The sequence below is a fragment of the Enterobacter sp. BIDMC 26 genome, assembly GCF_000534435.1.
Classification (GTDB): Bacteria; Pseudomonadota; Gammaproteobacteria; order Enterobacterales; family Enterobacteriaceae; genus Enterobacter; species Enterobacter ludwigii.
Map to the genome: position 1 here is coordinate 1965889 of NZ_KI973182.1, position 18123 is coordinate 1984011.

Below are 18123 nucleotides of genomic sequence, written 5' to 3' on the forward strand. Positions count from 1 at the left end.
GACGGGTGGAAAAAGAGAACCTGACGCTGGATGATTTTCTGTCGCGCTTTCAGCTTTTGCGGCCCAACATGAGCCGCGAAGCCCTGAATCAACGTCAGGCAGCGGTGTTGATCCCGGTGGTCCGTCGTGAGCAGCCGGGTCTGCTGCTCACCCAGCGTTCGCCACATTTACGTAAGCACGCCGGTCAGGTCGCCTTTCCGGGTGGTGCCGTGGACAGTTCTGACGCCTCGCTGATTGCCGCCGCGCTGCGTGAAGCCCAGGAAGAGGTCGCCATTCCGCCTGAGGCGGTTGAGATCATCGGCGTGCTGCCGCCGGTCGACAGCGTGACCGGTTTTCAGGTCACACCGGTGGTCGGCATTATCCCGCCCGATCTGCAATATCACGCCAGCGTCGATGAAGTGTCTGCGGTGTTTGAGATGCCGCTGGAAGAGGCCCTTCGGCTCGGGCGTTATCATCCGCTGGATATCCAGCGTCGGGGTCATGCGCACCGGGTGTGGTTGTCCTGGTATCAGCATTATTTTGTCTGGGGCATGACGGCGGGCATCATTCGTGAACTGGCGCTGCAAATCGGCCTGAAGCCTTGACTATACTTTACATTCCACCCTCTTCTGCAAGGTTTGCGATCGGCGTCGCGCTATTAGCAAAACCATCGTTAACCATTAGTTTAATTCATGTGAATAGTTAAGCCGAGGTCGGTCTTCCCTCTTACACTATGCGCAGTTATAACATCGTTACTGGAACCCCGGTAACCCTGTCAGGAGTGTGAAAGTGATTAGTATATTCGACATGTTCAAAGTGGGAATTGGCCCTTCGTCTTCCCATACTGTTGGCCCGATGAAGGCCGGTAAACAGTTCGTCGATGATCTGGTCGAAAAAGGATTACTGGAAAGCGTTACCCGTGTCGCCGTGGATGTTTACGGCTCATTGTCATTAACGGGTAAAGGCCACCACACCGATATCGCCATTATTATGGGTCTGGCGGGCAATATGCCGGATACCGTAGATATTGATGCCATTCCGGCATTTATCCGCGACGTGGAAACGCGCGGCCGCCTGCTGTTGGCAAACGGTCAGCATGAAGTGGATTTCCCGCATGATGACGGCATGCGTTTTCGTAGCGATAACCTCTCCCTGCATGAAAACGGTATGCAGATCCACGCCTTTAACGGCGACAAAGTGATCTACAGCAAAACCTATTACTCCATTGGCGGTGGTTTTATCGTTGATGAGGAACACTTCGGCAAAGATACAACGGGTGATGTGAACGTACCTTACCCGTTCAAGTCCGCCAAAGAGATGCTGGACTACTGCCATGAAACCGGTCTGTCACTTTCCGGCATGGTGATGCAGAACGAACTGGCGCTGCACAGCAAAAAAGAGATTGAAGACTATTTTGCGAACGTGTGGCAAACCATGCAGGCCTGTATCGATCGCGGCATGAACACCGAAGGCGTATTGCCTGGGCCACTGCGCGTTCCGCGTCGCGCCTCTGCGCTGCGCCGTATGCTGGTCACCACAGACAAATTCTCTAACGACCCGATGAACGTGGTCGACTGGGTGAACATGTTTGCGCTGGCGGTGAACGAAGAAAACGCCGCAGGTGGCCGGGTGGTGACTGCACCAACGAACGGCGCGTGCGGTATCGTTCCGGCGGTACTGGCCTACTACGATCACTTTATTGAACCCGTAACGCCTGATATCTACATTCGCTACTTCCTGGCAGCAGGGGCGATTGGTGCGCTGTACAAGATGAATGCGTCTATCTCTGGCGCTGAAGTGGGCTGTCAGGGTGAAGTGGGCGTGGCCTGTTCTATGGCCGCGGCCGGTCTTGCAGAACTGCTGGGCGCCAGCCCGGAGCAGGTCTGTGTGGCGGCTGAAATCGGTATGGAACATAACCTCGGTCTCACCTGTGATCCGGTTGCGGGTCAGGTGCAGGTACCGTGCATTGAACGTAACGCTATCGCGTCGGTAAAAGCGATCAACGCCACGCGTATGGCCATGCGCCGTACCAGCGAGCCACGCGTTTCGCTGGACAAGGTTATCGAGACCATGTACGAAACCGGTAAAGACATGAACGCCAAATATCGTGAGACCTCCCGCGGCGGTCTGGCGATAAAGGTGCAGTGCGACTAACCGTTTCGCCTCAACGCCTCTCTCGCCCATCTTCCACGATGGGCGAATTTTTATCCCTTTCTCGTCGACTTAATATTTCCCCACTACACTTGCTGTGTTGCCTCGGCTTTTGGTGCTGAAGGCGTATTGGGCGGCCTCCCATGCAAACAGCACAGAGGATCATAAAAAAGTATCGCCGAAAACGCGTCATCGTCTGCGTGATGGTTGCGCTTCTTACGCTCATCATTACGCTGGGTATACGCTTTATTTCACAGCGTAACGTAAATCAGCAAAACACCCTGAACTTTGCGGCGCACTCCGTCAACGTGCTGGATAACGTCTTATTGCCGCTGGAAAAAGGGCGCAACCCGCTGCTGGCACTGGTCGGAGCGCCCTGCTCTCAGGCGCATTTAGTGTTACGAAAACAGGCGGCCTCACTGCAAACGGTGCGCTCAATTGCACTGGTCAAAGACGGTATCCTTTACTGTTCAAGTATTTTCGGCAATCGCGACGTCCCGTTGCGAGAGATTCAGCCTGCCCTGCCCTCCGCCGAAACAAAACTGGTGCTCTCCACCGACAAATCCTTGCTCAAGGGAAGCCCGATCCTGATCCAGTGGTATCCGGTTTCTGATAGCGGAGAAGATGGTGTGATGCAGATTGTGAATATCGATCTCATCACTCGCCTGATGCTGGAGCCACAGCGCCCGCTTATCACCGATGTGGCCCTGACCGTAGGGGATAAATACCTGCGCTACGGTGAAAATGTCTCCGACTCGCTGACAATAAACGATGATGAGAGGGTTCTGCGCCAGCAATCCAGCCATTTCCCGTTCACCATTACCGTCAGTGGCCCGGGAGCCAGCGAGCTGGCGTTGATATATTTGCCCTCTCAGCTGCCGCTGGCGCTGATGCTCAGTCTCCTGATGGGTTACGTCGCCTGGCTTGCGACCGCGAACCGCATGAGTTTTACCTGGGAAATTAACCTTGGCCTGGCCGCGCGTGAATTCGAGCTGTTTTGCCAGCCGCTGCTGAATGCCCGCACGCAGAAATGCGTGGGGGTGGAGATCCTGCTGCGCTGGAACAACCCCCGTCAGGGATGGATCTCCCCGGACGTTTTTATTCCGCTCGCCGAAGAGCACAACCTGATTATCCCCCTCACACGTTACGTCATTAACGAGACGGTGAGTCAGATTGGCTATTTTCCGGCAACGCCCGGCTTCCACATTGGCATCAACGCCGCCGCCAGCCATTTCCGGCATGGAACGCTCATTCAGGACCTGAACCGCTACTGGTTCAGTGCGCATCCCACCCAACAGCTAATTGTGGAGCTGACGGAGCGTGACGCGCTGCAGGACGTGGATTATCGCATTGTAAGAGAGTTACACCGTCAGGGCGTGAAGCTGGCCATTGATGATTTTGGCACCGGCAATAGCTCTCTCTCGTGGCTGGAAAAGCTGCATCCGGACGTGCTGAAAATTGATAAGTCCTTTACCAGCGCTATCGGCACTGATGCCGTGAACTCCACGGTGACGGACATCATCATTGCGCTCGGACAACGGCTTAGCATTGAGCTGGTGGCTGAAGGGGTAGAAACGCCCGAGCAGGCGCGGTATTTGCGTCATCACGGGGTAGAGGTACTGCAGGGATTTTTGTTTGCGCAGCCTATGCCGCTGAGGGAATTTCCGCAATGGCTGGCGGAGAGTTCGTCTCCGCCAGCACCGCGTAACGGGCATATCGTTCCGCTGATGCCGTTACGCTAGGCTCAGTTACTCTTCTTCGTCGTGGGCCGACTGCTCTTTAACAATGCGCACCATATCGACGCGATAGTCATTCGCTTCGATTATCGTGATCTGCAGCGGAGGCAGTTCGATGATATCGCCGGTTCGCGGAATTTGTCCGTTGACGGCAATAACCAGCCCAGCCACGGTCGCAATGTCCTCTTCATCGTTGATGATGTTTTCCAGACCCAGCGTGTGCTGTAGCGCGTGCAGATCGGTGGTGCCTTTCACCAGCCAGCCGTCACCGTCGGAGACAATTTCCGGGGTTTCATCCGCATCCGGGAATTCACCGGCAATGGCTTCAAGTACGTCGAGCGGCGTCACCAGACCCTGCACCACACCAAATTCATTGGTGACGATAACAAAGCTACCGCGTGCGCGGCGCAGGACGCCAAGCAGGTTGATAGGATCCAGCGTTTCCGGCACCACAATCGCCGGTGATGCGGCGGCGACGGCTTCGACGTTAATCCCCTCTTCCAGCGCCACCAGCATCTCTTTCGCACGCACCACGCCGATGATCTCGTCCAGTTCACCCCGGCATACCGGGAACAGGCTATGCGGTGAAGAGAGCAACTGCTGGCGAATCTCATCAACGCTCAGGCGGGAATCGACCCAGCTGATTTCACCGCGCGGGGTCATGATGCCGCGCAGCGAGCGGGAGGCCAGGGAGAGCACGCCGTTAATCATATAGCGCTCTTCTTCCACAAATGCCCCTTCCGGGACGGGAACCGGGTTACGGCTTTCATTGTCATTCTGCACGTTGACCTGACGGCGACCGCCCATCAGACGCAGAATCGCATCAGCCGTACGCGCACGCAGCGGCTGGGTAGACTGCTGCTTGATAAAGTTATGTCGTGCAATCTGGTTAAACAGCTCGATGAGGATCGAGAAGCCAATGGCTGCGTACAGGTAGCCTTTTGGTATATGGAAGCCAAAACCTTCCGCCACCAGGCTCAGACCAATCATCAGCAGGAAGCTAAGGCAGAGCACCACGACCGTCGGATGCTGATTCACAAAGCGCGTCAGTGGCTTAGACGCCAGCAGCATCACCGCCATCGCGATAACCACCGCAGCCATCATCACCGGGAGGTGGTTCACCATGCCGACAGCCGTGATCACCGCATCCAGCGAGAAGACCGCATCAAGCACCACGATCTGCAGTACCACGACCCAAAAGCTGGCATAGCCTTTACCGTGTCCATCATCGTGCTGGCGATTTTCCAGCCGCTCGTGAAGCTCTGTCGTCGCTTTGAAAAGCAGGAATATCCCCCCGAGCAGCATGATCAAATCACGGCCGGAGAAGGTGAAATCCATGACAGAAAAAAGCGGCTTCGTCAGCGTAACCATCCACGAGATCACGGACAGCAGTGCCAGACGCATGACCAGTGCCAGAGAGAGGCCGATCAGACGCGCTTTATCACGTTGTTTTGGCGGCAGTTTGTCCGCAAGGATGGCAATAAACACCAGGTTATCAATGCCGAGAACAATCTCAAGCACGACCAGCGTGAGCAATCCCACCCAGATTGACGGGTCCATTAAGAATTCCATGAAACGCTCCTGCTAACGGAATGACCAAACGGTGCCCCACTCAACGTGGGCAAAACAGAGGCAGACAGAGTCGATACGTGGCGAGGATCGCCGGTGAAACAGGCGCGGAATGGCCTGGAGGATGACTGACGTCGGTGACGGTCCATATAGTGGGCTGTAGCCCTATACTCCTGAACAATTAAACGGAGGCTAAACATATCAGAGACAATGCGTTTTTAGCAAAGATTTACGTTCCTTTGCAAAGATCTGTAACACAGCTGCTTTACCTTACAGATAATTCTGTAACCCATAGCTAAATTACGGATCTTCATCACATAAATTATTTTTTCACTATCTAAAATAATTCGCGGAAGTCTTAGTTTTTTAACTCTAACCCTTTTCTGAATCGATTCGGTTGGCCAGATACGATTCACAGTGCGACTGCCTGGCAGGCGTATTAATGATAATAAAAGGAGGTAGCAAGTGACCATTGCTATTGTCATAGGCACACATGGTTGGGCTGCAGAGCAGTTACTCAAAACAGCAGAGATGCTGTTGGGTGAGCAGGAAAACGTCGGCTGGATCGATTTCGTTCCCGGTGAAAACGCTGAAACGCTGATTGAGAAGTACACTGCTCAACTGCAGAAACTGGATACCAGCAAAGGCGTGCTGTTTCTCGTTGATACATGGGGAGGCAGTCCGTTCAATGCTGCCAGCCGCATTGTCGTCGATAAAGAGCATTATGAAGTTGTCGCCGGGGTGAATATCCCCATGTTGGTGGAAACCTTCATGGCACGCGACGACAATCCGAGTTTTGATGAACTGGTCGCTCTGGCAGTTGAAACCGGTCGCGAAGGCGTGAAAGCGCTGAAAGCACAACCGGTTGAGAAGCCTGCTCCAGTGGCCGCGGCGCCGAAAGCCGCAGCCCCGGCGAAGCCCATGGGCCCGAATGATTACATGGTGATCGGCCTTGCCCGTATCGATGACCGTTTAATCCACGGCCAGGTGGCAACGCGCTGGACCAAAGAGACCAACGTTCGACGCATTATTGTCGTCAGCGATGAAGTTGCTGCTGATACCGTACGTAAAACCCTTCTGACACAGGTTGCTCCTCCTGGCGTTACCGCGCACGTGGTGGATGTCGCCAAAATGATCCGCGTTTATAACAACCCGAAATATGCGGGTGAGCGCGTGATGCTGCTGTTCACAAACCCGACAGACGTTGAACGCCTGGTTGAAGGCGGCGTGAAAATTACCTCCGTAAACATTGGTGGTATGGCATTCCGTCAGGGCAAAACGCAGGTCAACAACGCCATTTCAGTCGATGCGAAAGATATCGAGGCATTCAACAAGCTGAATGCACGCGGTATCGAACTGGAAGCCCGTAAGGTTTCCACGGATCAGAAACTGAAAATGATGGATCTGATCGGTAAAGTTGGGAAATAAGCCCGCGCCGGTTTTTCACATAAAGCTTATGTAATAGGAGAAGTACAATGGAGATTACCACTCTTCAGATTGTGCTGGTGTTCATCGTCGCGTGTATTGCGGGTATGGAATCCGTACTTGATGAATTTCAGTTCCACCGCCCTCTGGTGGCCTGTACGTTGATTGGTGCCGTTCTGGGTGATATGAAAACCGGGATCATCATCGGTGGTACCCTGGAAATGATCGCCCTGGGCTGGATGAACATCGGTGCGGCAGTTGCGCCTGATGCCGCGCTGGCGTCCATCATTTCTACGGTTCTGGTTATTGCCGGTCACCAGAGTATCGGTGCAGGTATTGCCCTGGCCATCCCGCTGGCAGCAGCAGGTCAGGTACTGACCATCATCGTGCGTACTATCACCGTGGCTTTCCAGCACGCGGCGGATAAGGCGGCCGAAAATGGCAACCTGACGGCGCTCTCCTGGATCCACGTCTCGTCCCTGTTCCTGCAGGCGATGCGTATCGCGATCCCGGCCGTTATCGTTGCGATCTCCGTCGGTACCAGCGAGGTACAGAGCATGCTGAACGCCATTCCAGAAGTGGTCACCGGCGGTCTGAACATCGCAGGCGGTATGATTGTGGTGGTTGGTTATGCGATGGTTATCAATATGATGCGCGCAGGCTACCTGATGCCGTTCTTCTACCTCGGCTTCGTTACTGCTGCGTTCACCAACTTCAACCTGGTTGCGCTGGGTGTGATTGGTGCAGTGATGGCGATTCTCTACATCCAGCTCAGCCCGAAATATAACCGCGTTGCGGGTGCCCCAGCGCAGGCTGCTGGTAATAACGATCTCGATAACGAACTGGACTAGCAGGTGAGCGAAATGGTTGATATGACAAAAACTACCACCGAGAAAAAACTCACTCCGGGTGATATTCGTGGCGTGTTCATCCGTTCTAACCTGTTTCAGGGTTCATGGAACTTCGAACGTATGCAGGCGCTGGGCTTCTGTTTCTCCATGGTACCGGCTATCAAACGCCTGTATCCGGAAAACAACGAAGCGCGCCGTCAGGCGATTAAGCGTCACCTGGAATTCTTTAACACCCATCCTTATGTGGCGGCTCCGGTTCTGGGCGTGACGTTGGCGATGGAAGAGCAGCGTGCAAACGGCGCAGAGATTGACGATGGTGCCATCAACGGTATCAAAGTCGGTCTGATGGGTCCGCTGGCAGGCGTCGGTGACCCGATCTTCTGGGGTACCGTGCGTCCGGTCTTCGCGGCGCTGGGTGCCGGTATCGCCATGAGCGGAAGCCTGCTTGGGCCACTGCTGTTCTTCATCCTGTTCAATGCGGTACGTCTGCTGACCCGTTACTACGGTGTGGCTTACGGTTACCGTAAAGGGGTGGACATCGTTAAGGATATGGGCGGCGGCTTCCTGCAGAAATTGACTGAGGGGGCGTCAATCCTCGGCCTGTTTGTCATGGGGGCACTGGTTAACAAGTGGACGCACGTGAACATCCCGCTGGTGGTGTCCACCATCACCGGTCAAGATGGTCAGACCCGTGTTACCACCGTGCAGACGATTCTGGACCAGCTGATGCCGGGTCTGGTACCGCTCCTGCTGACCTTCGCCTGTATGTGGCTGCTGCGTAAGAAAGTTAACCCGCTGTGGATCATTGTTGGCTTCTTCGTCATCGGTATCGCGGGCTACGCTGTCGGTCTGCTGGGCCTGTAAGACATCACGTAATACGCCGGGGGCTTGCCCCCGGTTTTTTTATCTGGAGGATGAATGACTGTCACGGACATCGTACTGGTTTTGTTTATTGTGGCCCTTCTGGCATATGCGATCTATGACGAGTTCATCATGCCCCGCCGCCACGGCGAAACGCTGCTCTCCCTGCCCCTTCTGCGACGCGGCCGCGTGGATGCGTTTATCTTCGCCGGTCTCATCGTCATTCTTATATACAACAACGTGACCGGTCATGGTGCAATATTAACCACATGGTTATTATGTGCGCTGGCATTAATGGCGATTTATCTGTTCTGGATCCGTGTTCCGAAAATCATTTTTAAAAGCCGCGGGTTTTTCTTCGCCAATGTATGGATAGAATATAACCGTATTAAAGAGATGAATTTATCGGAAGACGGTGTACTGGTGATGCAATTAGAGCAACGCCGGCTGCTTATTCGGGTCAAGAATATTGACGACCTGGAAAGAATATACAAACTTATGCTTAAAACTCAGTAAGTTAACCACATAGCTTTGGCTATATTCTGCGTTTATTTTGCGCACCTGATATAGCCAAAGCTATATTCCATTCTGTCATTTCTCTTATATTTATTAACGTTATTTTCACGTATAAATCTTAATGAAAATCGTTATCAACACCTTGACGAAATAATACCGTTTCATTGTTGTTTTATATTCTCAAAATATGTTAAGGTTGCGCCCGTCGTTGGGGAGTAGCTGATTTCCTGTTCGCAGGAAATGTACGTGTCAACATACTCGTTGAAAAACGTGGCACGTACGGACCGTTTGCCGCACAGATTTGTGCAAGGCGGTCAGGCGAGACCATAGATACATCAACTGCTGTTTACTGGGGGCAGTGATGTGTCATATGGATATCTCCCGGTCTGGACGCTTTAATGAATATCTCCGCAACCCTTCTTCTTGCTTTCGGTATGTCCATGGACGCTTTTGCCGCTTCCATCGGTAAAGGTGCCTCGCTGCACAAACCCAAATTCTCTGAAGCGCTACGCACAGGCCTTATCTTTGGTGCTATCGAAACGCTGACACCGCTCATCGGCTGGGGTCTTGGTATGCTGGCAAGCCAGTTCATACTGGAGTGGAACCACTGGATCGCTTTCGTGCTGCTCGTATTTCTGGGGGGGCGAATGGTGATTGAAGGTTTTCGTGGCAATGGCGATGAGGAAGACGAGCCGCAGCACCGCCACGGTTTCTGGCTGCTGGTGACCACTGCCATCGCCACCAGTCTCGACGCCATGGCCGTCGGTGTGGGCCTGGCATTCCTGCAGGTCAATATTATTGCGACCGCGCTGGCCATTGGTTGTGCCACGCTGATTATGTCGACGCTGGGAATGATGGTTGGCCGGTTTATTGGCCCCCTGCTGGGCAAACGCGCCGAGATCCTGGGCGGTATCGTGCTGATTGGCATTGGTGCCCAGATCCTCTGGGCACACTTCGCCGGTTAATCTTCGCGCTGCCAGCAGTGGATACTGAAATCCGTCTGGCAGCGAAACGTTGTTTGCTCCGCTAAGGTTTCCCACACGTCCGGTTTCGCCCGCCATGCAAATGGCGTCATCTGCAACAACGCTACAGCTTCGTCCCCTGCCAGGTTCATCTCGTAGGCCAGCGTCTGCTCCTGCTTCAGCGTAAAGCCCGCCAGTTGCTCAGAATGTGGCGCATGCAGCCGAACCTCATCATAGATAAGCCCTTTAAGCTCCATCAGATGTCGGGGACCTGGCGTGACGGTAATGACCCATCCGCCCGGTTTGATAACGCGTGCCAGCTCCTGCGCCTTACAGGGCGCATAGATGCGGATAACCGCATCCATGCTGGCATCGTCAAACGGCAGTCGGTGGCTCGATGCCACGCAGAACGTCACGCCGGAGTAGCGTTTTGCCGCCGCGCGGATAGCCACTTTGGAAACATCCAGACCAAATGTCTGCGCGCCCTTCTCTTGTGCAACCTCAGCAAACCGCGCGGTGTAATACCCTTCCCCGCAGCCAATATCCAGCACGCCTGCTGCACTGTCAGTCAGATTATCTTCCAGCAATTGCGCGACGGCCTCTCTGAGTGGCTGATAGTGCCCGGCGTCGAGAAATGCCCGGCGTGCCTGCATCATCTCAGCACTGTCACCCGGATCGCGCGAGCGCTTATGCTGCACTGGCAGAAGATTCACGTAGCCTTCTTTTGCCATATCAAACTGATGTCCCTGCGGACAGGCATAACTTTTTTCTGATCGCGTCAGACGCGCGTGGCAAAGGGGACAACTGAAGGACATGGCAGCTCCGGGGCGTAAATCAAAGGGCGAAGTGTACCGCTATTCGCCCCGGTATAAAACGCCTGGGTTAACGCATGACGATAAGGTGCGAGGAATCAGGCGCCAGACCATCGGGTTTGACGTTCTCAAGACGCAATACGTTACCCATAATCTCGCTGAATACCGGTGCGGAGACGGCGCCGCCATAGTACGCCCCGTTTTGAGGATCGTTAATCACGACCACCAGCGCAAAACGCGGATCGCTGGCAGGCGCGACGCCCGCGGTATAGGCAACGTATTTATCGACATATTTGCCGCTATCATCGATTTTCTTCGCCGTACCGGTTTTCACCGCCACACGGTAATCACGCACCGCAGCCTTAACGCCGCCCCCGCCCGGCAGCGCAACGCTCTCCATCATATGCTCGACCTGATGAGCAATCTCTTCCGGCATGACTCTGTGCCCGATAACGGGTGGATCGATACGGGTAATTGAGAGGGGCCGTTCCAGCCCGAAGCCGCCGATGGTGGCATAGACGTGCGCCAGCTGGAGGGGGGTGACCATCAGACCATAGCCAAAGGCGAAGGTCGCTCTGTCGAGCTGGCTCCAGTATTTACGCTGGGGTAACAGACCGGCGCTCTCGCCGGTTAAGCCAAGCCCGGTGTTTGTACCAAAACCAAAGTTCCGGTAGGTATCAATCAGGTGCTGAACAGGCATCGCCAGCGAGAGGCGAGATACGCCGGTGTCGCTCGATTTTTGCAGGATCCCGGTCATCGAGAGTTCAGGGTAGTAACCCACATCCCGAATGCGGTGCCCGTCAAGCATATACGGATGGGTGTCAATGACGCTGTCAGGCTGCACCAGCCCCTGTTGCAATGCCGTCATCAGCACAAGCGGCTTCACGGTTGAACCTGGCTCGAACGTATCGCTGATGGCACGGTTACGAAAATCGTCTATTGTCGCGCCCTGGCGGTTATTGGGGTTGAAATCCGGATAGCTCGCCATCGCGAGGATTTCACCGGTGGGGATATTAATGAGCACTGATGCCCCCGACTCCGCCTTGTTCCAGGCCACTGCGTTATCTAGCGCATCTTCGGTGATGGTTTGCAGGCGCTCATCAATACTGAGCTGAATATTGTGCGCAGGCACCGGCGCGACTTCCGTCAGATTCTCCACCACGCGACCGTAACGGTCTTCTCTGACCTGGCGGACGCCCGGCTTGCCTGTTAGCTGGGTGTTGAAACTTTTCTCCACCCCCTCAATACCCTGACCGTCAATATTGGTGAAACCAATCAGGTTTGCCGCCACATGCCCGGCAGGATAAAAACGGCGTGATTCATCGCGTAAATTGATACCCGGCAAATTCAGCTTATCGATCCATTTTGCCTGAGCAGGATCCACCTGCCGGGCAAGGTAGATGAACCTCCCCTGTGGATTCGCGTTTATCCGTGATGACAGGGTGTTCAGGGAGAGATGTAACGCATTCGCCAGCGCCTGCCAGCGATCGTCAAAGCCCACGCCCCCTTTTGCCAGCACCGTTTTTGGGTCGGCCCACACGGCCCTGACCGGGACACTGACCGCCAGCGGCCGGCCCTCACGATCCATGATCATTCCGCGGGGAGCATCAATCGGCAGTTCGCGTAGCGATCGCATATCCTCCTGCTTGACCAGGTTGTCAGGTTTAATAATTTGCAGCCAGGCAACGCGGCCCAGCAAAAACGCCAGACTGCAAAAAATGGCTAAACAGAGCAGCGCAAAACGCGCCGGCGTGAAATTGCCGGCGGTCGTTATCATTTTCTTCTTCACCTGAACCCCAGGACTGTTAAACAACGCCCTGATTTAACGGGAAAAGACGGCCAGAGGGAGGGAAAACAGTGCTACTAACCTCGTAGCTTTGCAACAAGTTACTAACAAGAGCGGGGATGGTAATATTTTGAAAGATAAGGCACATAAAAAAGCCCCGCTATATGCGAGGCTTTATGTCTGAGAGTGAAGTACTACGTGCTTCAGTCAGCAGTGGTTCGATCAGATAGCAGTTACGTTAACTGCAGCTGGGCCTTTCTGGCCGTCCTGAATTTCGAACTCAACGTTCTGGCCTTCAGCCAGAGTTTTGAAGCCGTTACCCTGGATTGCAGAGAAGTGTACGAACACGTCTTTGCTGCCGTCAGCAGGAGTAATGAAACCAAAACCTTTAGACTCGTTGAACCACTTAACTTGACCTTTAATCTTTGCCATTTGCAAAATTCCTTAGAGTGTTTTCTTAGCCCGCAGGCATTACTGAGATAAAACTGAGACATTACTGCATGAGGCACTAATATAAGGTTCGGCAGAGAAGCGGTATTCAACGACAACGTGTTTACTCAGGACTTCTTTACTGAAAATGCCACACATAAACAGAACTGTACCTCGTTTGACCCAAAACGTGTTATCACACACTATGTTTAATATGGCAAGCCATTTTTAAACATGTCTCGATCCGCCGCACAAATTCGAACTGTGCCGGTATGCTTTTGCACAATTATGCGCATGACAAATGGACAGCCCTGCTCACTTACACAGACTCGCCGTTGCTTTCACAACCGCTGTTATCTAAGACTTTTTTAACATAGCTCAATCATTCCAGTGCGTCCAGCAACCCGCTAAGAAAAACCCCTACATTGATTGAGTTAGAACAATTTGTGAAAACTTATGCTTAAATCATTGTAACGCCCCTGTATTGTTACAGTGGAAATACAATGTTAATCCTTCACGCTAAACTGTATTAAAAAGCACCAGCTAATAAAGAATGTTATGCACCAAAATAATGAAATTTTTATGACTCTGCATCAAAACAAGGCAAGCAAAACGTTTCGATAAAAATAAAACATTCTTTAGACCTTAGACATACAGAATATATGCAACAATCCAGCGCTTCGTTTATAAGGATAAATATTCACCAATTTTCAGTATCCTGAAGGAATTATTAACCGGTGCTAAATTATCGAGGACTGCAGTTAACTCTCGCACGGGGTCATCAAGCGATTCATCAGCCAGTTCAAACACGCCCCAGTGAATGGGAAACGCCAGTGGGCATCCCAACTGTTGCCACAACGCAACAGCAGATTGCGGATCCATATGATGTACGGCCATGAACCACCGTGGTGCATAAGCGCCAACGGGCAACGCCGCGGCGTCAATTTTACCCAGCCTTTCCGGTATTCGCAGCAGTTCAGGTGAATAGCCCGTGTCGCCGCTAAACCAGAAACGATGATGCCGCCCTTCAAACACCCAGCCACACCACAGGGAGCGATTGCGGTTCCAGAGCGTGCGCATACTCCAGTGCTGCGCCGGTACGGCGGACAGCGTTATCCCCTGCCAGGTGAAACTCTGCCACCAGTCGAGCTCAACAATGCGTCTTGCCCCCCGGCGGCGACACCAGTCTGCCAGACCTAAGGGAACAAACAGAGTGACGTCGGGAAAGCGTTTAAGGATCCGGCGAATGGTCGCGTCATCCAGATGATCGTAATGATTATGGGAGATAACCACTGCATCGAGCTGCTGGAGCTGTTCGACAGACAGAGCGGGAGGCGTTTTACGTTGTGGTCCGAGGAAAGGTAAGGGAGAGGCGCGGCGAGAAAAAACGGGGTCGGTCAGCAGGGTGTTGCCATCAATGTGCAACAACAGGCTTGCGTGTCCGAGCCACCATACCCCATTTTCCTGCGGCTGCTTAAGCGTTGCCGGCTGCCACCACTGGCGGATAAAGTCCTCATATCCGTTTGCCGGGGGGCGGGGTAAGCCAGCTTCTTTGCGCGCTTTTCGCCAGCGATCAACGTCACCGGGCTGATGCCCGACGGAGTCAGTATTACGAAAACCGTTCGGTGTGTGATGTTTCAGGGAGGGGTCATACCAGGGATTTTTCCAGACCACAGCCACCTCCCGGATAAGACAAATTAACGCTCAGCCACCAGGCGGATAAAGTCATCCTGCTCAGTGTTGTCTTCAGCAACCGCGTCTTTCGCCGACGCTTTCTCTTCTGGTTCGTTAGCCTCACACAGACGACGTAACAGCGCGTTCTGACGTTTTTGTTGGTCAAGCAGCGCTTCCAGCAGTTCGATCTGCTCGTTTGTACGGGAACTGGCACGGTTTACGAAAAACCAAATGACAAGCCCCACCAGCAGAACAACCAACGAGATCATCAGGGATGCCATATTTAGCAGCCCTGAATTCAGTAACTCACCCATTTCACCACCTCAATAAAAACGTCTATCTTACCACTGGTGCGAAGGAAGGAAATCACCTTGAGAAAAAATGCGTGTTACCACGGAATAAACTTATTGATTGCGCAAACGCCGCTAAAAAACTGTACATCCTGATCGCACATCACATTGATAGTCTGCGTCCACAACACCACACAGGCTACCAGCACAATAATCAGAATCACCCAGCGTATTTTTTTCACTCCACACTCCGTCTAAAGGCCCGATATAACCAGGTTATCACGGCTATCTTAAACAAGGACTAACTGTACCGCCATCTGGTCGTTTTCAGAATCATGCACTTGTTTCATAGAGTAAACCGTTTAGGCTTACTGCATGACAACAAAGATAAAGAGGCAATGATGCATTTAATCATTCGTACAATTATTGCACTGGCCGTAGTATGGGTTGGCCTTCTGTTAACCGGCTATGGCGTGCTTGTGGGAAGCACCGAAAACGCCGCTGGATTAGGTATTCAATGCAAATACATGACCGCGCAGGGCATGAGCACGGCACAATATATTCATTCAGACAGCGGGATCATTGGTTTAACCAACTGCCCGGTTCTGCGTAAAACATCCGTCGTCATTGATAACGGCTAATCACCCCGATTGATACTGATAAAAAACGCCGCACTGTGTGCGGCGTTTTTTGTGCCTGTAAGGATCAGAACGGGTAGTCGTTATAGCCCATTTGTTCAGAAATCTTGCGTGCGGCTGTATGGAGAATCGCCACATACTCATGCAGACGTTCTTCAGAAAAGCGCAGGGTCGGGAAAGAGATACTCAGCCCGGCAATGACAACGCCAAAGCGGTCAAATACCGGCACACCGATACAGCGCAACCCTTCTTCCTGCTCTTCGTTATCTTCGCCATACCCCTGCTCACGTACTTTATCGAGCACGGCCAATAACTCGTCAGTGCTGGTAATAGTGCGTTCAGTGCTGCGCTTATATTCCACGCCTTCGAGGATCTGCTTCACTTCTTCGCGATCGCGCCACGCCAGCAGCACTTTGCCAATCGCGGTACTGTAAAGCGGATTACGACGACCGATGCGTGAATACATGCGCAGGTTGTACATGGAGTCGATTTTATGGATGTAGACAATGCTGTCTTCATCCAGTGCCCCCAGGTGGATAGTCTCTTTGGTCAGGCGAGAGATCTCACGCATCTGGATATCTGCGCTGCGGATCAAATCCACGTTTTGCAGCGCACGGGCCCCGAGCTCGAACAGTTTCAGCGTCAGAGAATACTTTTCAGACTCGCCTTCCTGTGCGACGTAACCCAGTGACTTCATGGTTTGCAAAAAGCGATAAACGGTGCTTTTCGACATCATCACACGCTGCGACAACTCTGTAATACCAATTTCACGCTCTTCTCCGAGCGCCTGTAAGATGCCAAACACCTTCAGCACGGAAGAAACAGAATCTGGCTGTTTATCCAAATCTGCAATTGCCATTTACCACCTCATAGAGAGTGTTTTATAAAAATCAGAACCGGTTTTTATTATAAATTCCCCTCATGTTACCTGCAATCGATCCTCGTTTACTTCGTTACAAATCTGCGACATAAAACTGAAATAACGATGCTAAAATAGTTACCCTGAGAATAATTTCACACTGAGCTTTTCATCCCTAATGGAAAAAAACCTGTCCGATGGCCTGCCTTTGCCTCAGCGGTATGGCGCTATCGCCACGATTGTTATCGGTATTTCAATGGCCGTCCTTGACGGTGCAATCGCTAACGTTGCCCTGCCAACCATTGCCAGCGACCTGCATGCCTCCCCTGCCAGTTCTATATGGATAGTCAATGCCTACCAGATAGCGATCGTGGTTTCACTGCTCTCGTTCTCTTTCCTGGGCGATATGTTCGGTTACCGACGGGTGTATCAATGCGGCCTGCTGGTATTCACCTTTACTTCACTTTTCTGTGCCCTTTCTGATTCGCTGCATACTCTGACGTTTGCGCGCATAGCGCAGGGTTTTGGGGGGGCGGCACTGATGAGCGTCAACACAGCGTTGATCCGCTTAATCTATCCGCAGCGTCATCTGGGACGCGGTATGGGGATAAACTCGTTTATTGTCGCCGTCTCGTCTGCGGCCGGGCCAACCCTTGCGGCGGCCATACTCTCTGTCGCGTCCTGGCAATGGTTATTCGCCATTAACGTACCGCTGGGTATTGTGGCCCTCTTCTTTGCTCTGCGCTATCTTCCCGCGAACGGTCCCAAAAGCACGATGCCACGCTTTGACCTTATCAGCGCAGTGATGAATGCCCTGACCTTTGGCCTGCTGATTACTGCCCTGAGCGGCTTTGCACAAGGTCAGTCCCTTATACTTACCGCCGCGGAGCTCATTGCGCTGCTGGTGATTGGCTTCTTCTTTGTACGCCGCCAGCTCGCGCTCCCTGTCCCTTTATTGCCTGTCGACCTGCTGCGTATTCCTCTTTTTTCTCTCTCGATTTGTACTTCTGTTTGCTCATTCTGCGCTCAGATGCTGGCCCTGGTCTCTCTGCCCTTCTTCCTGCAAAGTGTGGTGGGACGTACTGAAGTCGAGACCGGACTGCTGTTAACGCCGTGGCCACTGGCGACGATGGTAATGGCGCCGCTGGCAGGGTATTTGATTGAGCGCGTCCACGCCGGATTGCTTGGCGCGCTGGGGCTTGCCGTCATGGCCACGGGGCTGTTCGCACTCGCACTACTCCCCTCATCACCCACCGATCTGGATATCATCTGGCGCATGATCCTGTGCGGTGCAGGGTTCGGTCTGTTCCAGTCGCCTAACAACCACACCATCATCACCTCAGCGCCGCGCCATCGCAGCGGTGGTGCCAGCGGTATGTTGGGCACCGCACGTCTGCTGGGACAAAGCACCGGCGCGGCCCTGGTCGCGCTGATGTTTAATCTTGCCGGGCAAAATGGCAACCACGTTGCACTTTTCACCGCAGGCGCCCTTGCCACCCTCGCCGCCATCATCAGCGGGCTGCGCATTACCCAGCCCAGAGTACAGGCATAAAAAAAGCCGGGCGGATATCTCCAGCCCGGCTCA

The 18123-nt window shown here is 53.2% G+C and carries 19 protein-coding genes and 1 riboswitch; of the genes, 10 read left to right on the plus strand and 9 right to left on the minus strand.

The genetic code is table 11. The annotated features are described in order from the left end of the window. Positions 1 to 5: 5 nt before the first annotated feature. The 3 genes from L462_RS14060 to L462_RS14050 all read left to right on the plus strand — a co-directional run bounded on the left by L462_RS14060 (position 6) and on the right by L462_RS14050 (position 3872). Positions 6 to 584: a CoA pyrophosphatase gene (locus tag L462_RS14060; protein WP_032678418.1), complete on the plus strand. Its 579-nt coding sequence runs from the start codon at positions 6 to 8 to the stop codon at positions 582 to 584. Between the two features lie 184 nt (positions 585 to 768). Next, positions 769 to 2133, plus strand: coding sequence for an L-serine ammonia-lyase (sdaA, locus tag L462_RS14055; protein WP_020883424.1), 1365 nt, complete (start codon positions 769 to 771; stop codon positions 2131 to 2133). 140 nt (positions 2134 to 2273) lie between these two features. Next, complete coding sequence (locus L462_RS14050; protein WP_020883423.1) at positions 2274 to 3872, plus strand: EAL domain-containing protein; 1599 nt, start codon at positions 2274 to 2276, stop codon at positions 3870 to 3872. Positions 3873 to 3878: 6 nt separating this feature from the next. On the opposite strand, the gene yoaE is transcribed toward L462_RS14050, so the two are convergent. Continuing rightward, positions 3879 to 5438: a CNNM family cation transport protein YoaE gene (gene yoaE / locus L462_RS14045; protein WP_014170597.1), complete on the minus strand. Its 1560-nt coding sequence runs from the start codon at positions 5436 to 5438 to the stop codon at positions 3879 to 3881. A 462-nt stretch (positions 5439 to 5900) separates the two neighbouring features. On the opposite strand from yoaE, the gene manX reads away from it, so the two are divergent. The 5 genes from manX (at position 5901) to mntP (ending at position 10053) form a co-directional block, all read left to right on the plus strand. Then, complete coding sequence (gene manX, locus L462_RS14040; RefSeq protein ID WP_014170598.1) at positions 5901 to 6863, plus strand: PTS mannose transporter subunit IIAB; 963 nt, start codon at positions 5901 to 5903, stop codon at positions 6861 to 6863. Positions 6864 to 6910: 47 nt separating this feature from the next. Continuing rightward, positions 6911 to 7711: a PTS mannose transporter subunit IIC gene (manY, locus tag L462_RS14035; RefSeq protein ID WP_014170599.1), complete on the plus strand. Its 801-nt coding sequence runs from the start codon at positions 6911 to 6913 to the stop codon at positions 7709 to 7711. 12 nt (positions 7712 to 7723) lie between these two features. Further along, positions 7724 to 8575 carry a PTS mannose transporter subunit IID gene (locus L462_RS14030; RefSeq protein ID WP_006810994.1) on the plus strand — a complete coding sequence of 284 codons (852 nt, stop codon included), beginning with the start codon at positions 7724 to 7726 and terminating at the stop codon, positions 8573 to 8575. Positions 8576 to 8629: 54 nt separating this feature from the next. Continuing rightward, positions 8630 to 9088 (plus strand): DUF986 family protein, encoded by a 459-nt coding sequence (locus L462_RS14025; RefSeq protein ID WP_014170600.1) that lies wholly within the window; start codon positions 8630 to 8632, stop codon positions 9086 to 9088. 198 nt (positions 9089 to 9286) lie between these two features. Next, positions 9287 to 9476, plus strand: a riboswitch (yybP-ykoY riboswitch). A 10-nt stretch (positions 9477 to 9486) separates the two neighbouring features. Continuing rightward, the gene (gene mntP / locus L462_RS14020) at positions 9487 to 10053 is read left to right on the plus strand and encodes a manganese efflux pump MntP (RefSeq protein WP_014170601.1); all 567 of its coding nucleotides are present in this window, start codon (positions 9487 to 9489) and stop codon (positions 10051 to 10053) included. Here mntP and rlmA read toward each other — a convergent pair. The 7 genes from rlmA to mgrB form a co-directional block, all read right to left on the minus strand. Further along, positions 10050 to 10865 (minus strand): 23S rRNA (guanine(745)-N(1))-methyltransferase, encoded by an 816-nt coding sequence (gene rlmA, locus L462_RS14015; RefSeq protein WP_032678419.1) that lies wholly within the window; start codon positions 10863 to 10865, stop codon positions 10050 to 10052. The genes mntP and rlmA overlap by 4 nt on opposite strands. A 67-nt stretch (positions 10866 to 10932) precedes the next feature. Next, positions 10933 to 12639 (minus strand): peptidoglycan glycosyltransferase FtsI, encoded by a 1707-nt coding sequence (gene ftsI / locus L462_RS14010; protein WP_072126430.1) that lies wholly within the window; start codon positions 12637 to 12639, stop codon positions 10933 to 10935. 231 nt (positions 12640 to 12870) lie between these two features. Beyond that, positions 12871 to 13080 carry a transcription antiterminator/RNA stability regulator CspE gene (gene cspE / locus L462_RS14005; protein ID WP_001062678.1) on the minus strand — a complete coding sequence of 70 codons (210 nt, stop codon included), beginning with the start codon at positions 13078 to 13080 and terminating at the stop codon, positions 12871 to 12873. A gap of 39 nt (positions 13081 to 13119) precedes the next feature. Continuing rightward, on the minus strand, positions 13120 to 13236 hold the full coding sequence (locus L462_RS0123545) for a DUF2627 domain-containing protein (RefSeq protein ID WP_032611517.1): 117 nt from the start codon (positions 13234 to 13236) through the stop codon (positions 13120 to 13122). Positions 13237 to 13761: 525 nt separating this feature from the next. Then, positions 13762 to 14751 (minus strand): MBL fold metallo-hydrolase, encoded by a 990-nt coding sequence (locus L462_RS14000; RefSeq protein WP_032678420.1) that lies wholly within the window; start codon positions 14749 to 14751, stop codon positions 13762 to 13764. Between the two features lie 23 nt (positions 14752 to 14774). Then, a complete protein-coding gene (locus L462_RS13995) occupies positions 14775 to 15065 on the minus strand; it encodes a YebO family protein (RefSeq protein WP_020883419.1) in 291 nt (96 codons plus the stop codon). 74 nt (positions 15066 to 15139) lie between these two features. Further along, entirely contained in the window at positions 15140 to 15283 is a 144-nt protein-coding gene (mgrB, locus tag L462_RS13990) for a PhoP/PhoQ regulatory lipoprotein MgrB (RefSeq protein WP_014170606.1), read from the minus strand. 159 nt (positions 15284 to 15442) lie between these two features. Between mgrB and L462_RS13985 the strand changes: the two genes are divergently transcribed. Beyond that, positions 15443 to 15682, plus strand: coding sequence for a YobH family protein (locus tag L462_RS13985; protein ID WP_020883418.1), 240 nt, complete (start codon positions 15443 to 15445; stop codon positions 15680 to 15682). Between the two features lie 64 nt (positions 15683 to 15746). Here the strand turns inward: L462_RS13985 and kdgR are convergent, their stop codons facing one another. After that, complete coding sequence (gene kdgR / locus L462_RS13980; RefSeq protein WP_014170608.1) at positions 15747 to 16538, minus strand: DNA-binding transcriptional regulator KdgR; 792 nt, start codon at positions 16536 to 16538, stop codon at positions 15747 to 15749. A gap of 178 nt (positions 16539 to 16716) precedes the next feature. On the opposite strand from kdgR, the gene L462_RS13975 reads away from it, so the two are divergent. Then, on the plus strand, positions 16717 to 18090 hold the full coding sequence (locus L462_RS13975; RefSeq protein WP_032678421.1) for an MFS transporter: 1374 nt from the start codon (positions 16717 to 16719) through the stop codon (positions 18088 to 18090). Positions 18091 to 18123 lie beyond the last annotated feature (33 nt).

Bases quoted from the DNA above. Each gene is read 5' to 3' on its own strand.
- L462_RS0123545 (WP_032611517.1), bottom strand. From the start codon at position 13,236: ATGTGTGGCATTTTCAGTAAAGAAGTCCTGAGTAAACACGTTGTCGTT.
- cspE (WP_001062678.1), bottom strand. From the start codon at position 13,080: ATGGCAAAGATTAAAGGTCAAGTTAAGTGGTTCAACGAGTCTAAAGGT.
- ftsI (WP_072126430.1), bottom strand. From the start codon at position 12,639: ATGATAACGACCGCCGGCAATTTCACGCCGGCGCGTTTTGCGCTGCTC.
- yoaE (WP_014170597.1), bottom strand. From the start codon at position 5,438: ATGGAATTCTTAATGGACCCGTCAATCTGGGTGGGATTGCTCACGCTG.
- L462_RS14050 (WP_020883423.1), top strand. From the start codon at position 2,274: ATGCAAACAGCACAGAGGATCATAAAAAAGTATCGCCGAAAACGCGTC.
- L462_RS13985 (WP_020883418.1), top strand. From the start codon at position 15,443: ATGCATTTAATCATTCGTACAATTATTGCACTGGCCGTAGTATGGGTT.
- mntP (WP_014170601.1), top strand. From the start codon at position 9,487: ATGAATATCTCCGCAACCCTTCTTCTTGCTTTCGGTATGTCCATGGAC.
- manY (WP_014170599.1), top strand. From the start codon at position 6,911: ATGGAGATTACCACTCTTCAGATTGTGCTGGTGTTCATCGTCGCGTGT.
- rlmA (WP_032678419.1), bottom strand. From the start codon at position 10,865: ATGTCCTTCAGTTGTCCCCTTTGCCACGCGCGTCTGACGCGATCAGAA.
- L462_RS13995 (WP_020883419.1), bottom strand. From the start codon at position 15,065: ATGGGTGAGTTACTGAATTCAGGGCTGCTAAATATGGCATCCCTGATG.
- L462_RS14030 (WP_006810994.1), top strand. From the start codon at position 7,724: ATGGTTGATATGACAAAAACTACCACCGAGAAAAAACTCACTCCGGGT.
- L462_RS14025 (WP_014170600.1), top strand. From the start codon at position 8,630: ATGACTGTCACGGACATCGTACTGGTTTTGTTTATTGTGGCCCTTCTG.
- kdgR (WP_014170608.1), bottom strand. From the start codon at position 16,538: ATGGCAATTGCAGATTTGGATAAACAGCCAGATTCTGTTTCTTCCGTG.
- L462_RS13975 (WP_032678421.1), top strand. From the start codon at position 16,717: ATGGAAAAAAACCTGTCCGATGGCCTGCCTTTGCCTCAGCGGTATGGC.